This is a genomic window from Pseudomonadota bacterium (assembly GCA_010028905.1).
GTDB lineage: Bacteria > Vulcanimicrobiota > Xenobia > RGZZ01 > RGZZ01 > RGZZ01.
Genome location: RGZZ01000639.1, coordinates 1 through 2,370, shown reverse-complemented (window position 1 = coordinate 2,370; position 2,370 = coordinate 1). Strand labels below are relative to the sequence as shown.

The window sequence follows — 2,370 nt, the reverse complement described above, 5'->3', positions numbered from 1 at the left end:
AGCACCTGGGTGTCGAGCTCCGGGATCTGCAGGCTCTTCTCGGAGAGCGCGGTGATGAGGGCGTCTTGCACGTCAGAGGGGATGCGCGTGAGCTCTTCGACGCGCACCACCTTGCCGGCTTCCATGGCCCGCATCACGGGCGACGGCACCAGCGCCTCGCGACTCGGCCCCTGGGACAGCAGCAGCGCGTAGTTCCACCCGTAGCGCACCGACTCTTCGGGGGTGCCGGCCGTGCCCTGCACGAGCAGGCACGAATCACCCGAGACGGCGGCCGCAAGGTGCTCAGACACCCACGTCTTGGCCGTTCCCGGCACGCCCAGCAGCAGCAGCGCGCGATCGGTGGCAAGCGTCGCGATGGCGATCTCGATGAGGCGCCGCGACCCGATGTACTTGGGCGAGATGGAGACCCCATCGTCGGTCTCCCCCCCGAGAAGGTAGGTCGCCACAGCCGTGGGCGACAAGCGCCACGATGGGGGACGGGGACGGCGATCAGAGCGCGAGAGAGCCTCTAGCTCGTCGTGATAGCGCGTCTCCGCGGGCGGGCGAAGGACCTGTGCGTCTGTTCGATTCGGGGAATCCATTTCCATGACTTCCCATTCAGCCCCCCCGTTTCCTGGCGTCACCGCGCGAGGGTGAACGCGAATGCGCGGGTTCCGCCCTCGCCCTCCTTCTCGAACCGGATGGCCAGCCGCGAGGCACCCAGGCGACGCAGCGCGATGCGCCGCCCGGACGGGTCGCAGGCGAAGACGAAACCGTCGTCGCCCGTTCCCGCGGCCTCGTAGACATCCTCTCCCTGCCCCGGATGAACGACCGTGAGCCGAAGCCTGCCATCGCCCCCCTGCTCGAAGAGCAGCATCTCCCGGTGGGGGCTCTGCCCGTCGTGGGTCAGACGGCTGGTGGCGAGCAAGGTGCCCCCCGCGACCGTCGTATAGTGCTGCTCGAGGGTCTCGTGCGGGGGCTCACCCCGCCAGTCGCCGGCCAGCCAGGCCAGATCGTCGAGGGTGAAGGGCGAGGGGGTGGACATGGCAGGGGGATGCTACGGGGGAGCAGTCGAATCCTGCACCACAGCACGCCACAGGTGTCCAAGGAGTCTCCCCACATGAGCGTTCCCCACGAGAAGGCCCGTCTGCTCTTGCAAGAAGAGCGCTGGGAAGAGGCCGCAACGGCCTTCCGAGACCTTGCCGCCGTCGCCGGCGACAGCGCCGAGACCCAGGCCGGGCTCTCCCGCTGCTGCCTCGCCGGAGAAGACGTGGAGGGGGCCGAGAAGCACGCCGTGAGGGCGGTGGAGCTCAACCCGGACGCCACCGCCGCCTGGACCGCGCTGGCGGCGGTGGAGATCGACGCCCATCGCCTCCGGGGCGCTCAGATCGCCGTGCAGCGCGCCCTGGCCGCAGATGCCACGAACGCCGACGCCCTGGGCCTGGCGGCACGCATCCACGAACTGCAGAAACGCTTCACCGAGGCCCGGGCCACCGCTGAACAAGGCCTGGTCTACGCCCCCATGCACCGAGACTGTGCCCGCGTGCGCGCCCGTGTGCTGCTCATGCTCGGTCGAGCCGAAGAGGCGCGCGTAACGATTCGAGAGGTGCTCGCAAACCTCCCGGACGACCCGCTCACCGCGGCCGAGGAAGGGTGGAGCGCGCTGGAGCGAGGCGACAAGGAAAGAGCCCAGACGGCTTTCCTGCACTCCCTTCAGATCGAGGCCCGCTCCCCCTGGGCCCGGGAAGGCCTGGTCGTCGCCCTGCCTCCCCTCTTCCCCGGCTACAGCGCGGTGGCGCTGTGGATGATGCGGCAGTTCCACACCGAAGTGCGCAAGGGCTCGAAGAGCGTGCTCATCGACTACGCCCTGAACCAGGCCCTCGTGGGCCTGTCGAAGCGCGCCCCGCGTGCACGCGCACTCGTCTACGCCGCGGTCGTGCTGCGCGCGGTCCTCGCCTACGTGCAGTCGGTGGCGGGCTCGTTGTCACACCTGCTGCTGACGCTGCACCCGGAAGCCCGCCCCGCGGTGACCCGCGCGCAGCGCAGCGAAGGGACCCTGGCGGGCATCTTCGTCGCAGGCATCGCCACGTTCGCACTCGGGCTCAAGCTGTGGAAGGCCGGCCCGAGCGCTATCGGAATCGGGCTGATGCTGATGATGCTGAACACCCTGGGATGCGTTTTCGGCGCGCCTGAAGGCTGGCCGCGCCGTCTCCAGGGCGCGCTTGCCATCGCCACGGCCGCGGTGGGCGCCTACGCCTTCGTGAAGCTCGCCATCTGGTTCCCGGACTGGGCCGGATGGGATGCGCTGAACATCTTCATCTACGGGTCCATCCTCATCCAGCTGCTCTCGCACGCCCTGCGCCGCGTGCAGCCCGTCCGGCGTCGCGCCGC

At 69.6% G+C, this 2,370-nt stretch carries 3 protein-coding genes; 1 reads left to right on the top strand and 2 read right to left on the bottom strand.

The annotated features are described in order from the left end of the window. The coding region (locus tag EB084_23850) for an ATPase (GenBank protein NDD31296.1) at window positions 1-581 on the bottom strand (581 nt) is incomplete at its 3' end. Between the two features lie 38 nt (window positions 582-619). Beyond that, on the bottom strand, window positions 620-1,024 hold the full coding sequence (locus EB084_23845) for a hypothetical protein (GenBank protein NDD31295.1): 405 nt from the start codon (window positions 1,022-1,024) through the stop codon (window positions 620-622). Between the two features lie 75 nt (window positions 1,025-1,099). On the opposite strand from EB084_23845, the gene EB084_23840 reads away from it, so the two are divergent. Next, on the top strand, window positions 1,100-2,370 hold a 1,271-nt coding region (locus tag EB084_23840; protein NDD31294.1), incomplete at its 3' end, for a hypothetical protein.

Excerpts from the sequence above, each read along its gene's own strand:
- EB084_23845 (NDD31295.1), bottom strand. The coding sequence starts at position 1,024 with ATGTCCACCCCCTCGCCCTTCACCCTCGACGATCTGGCCTGGCTGGCC.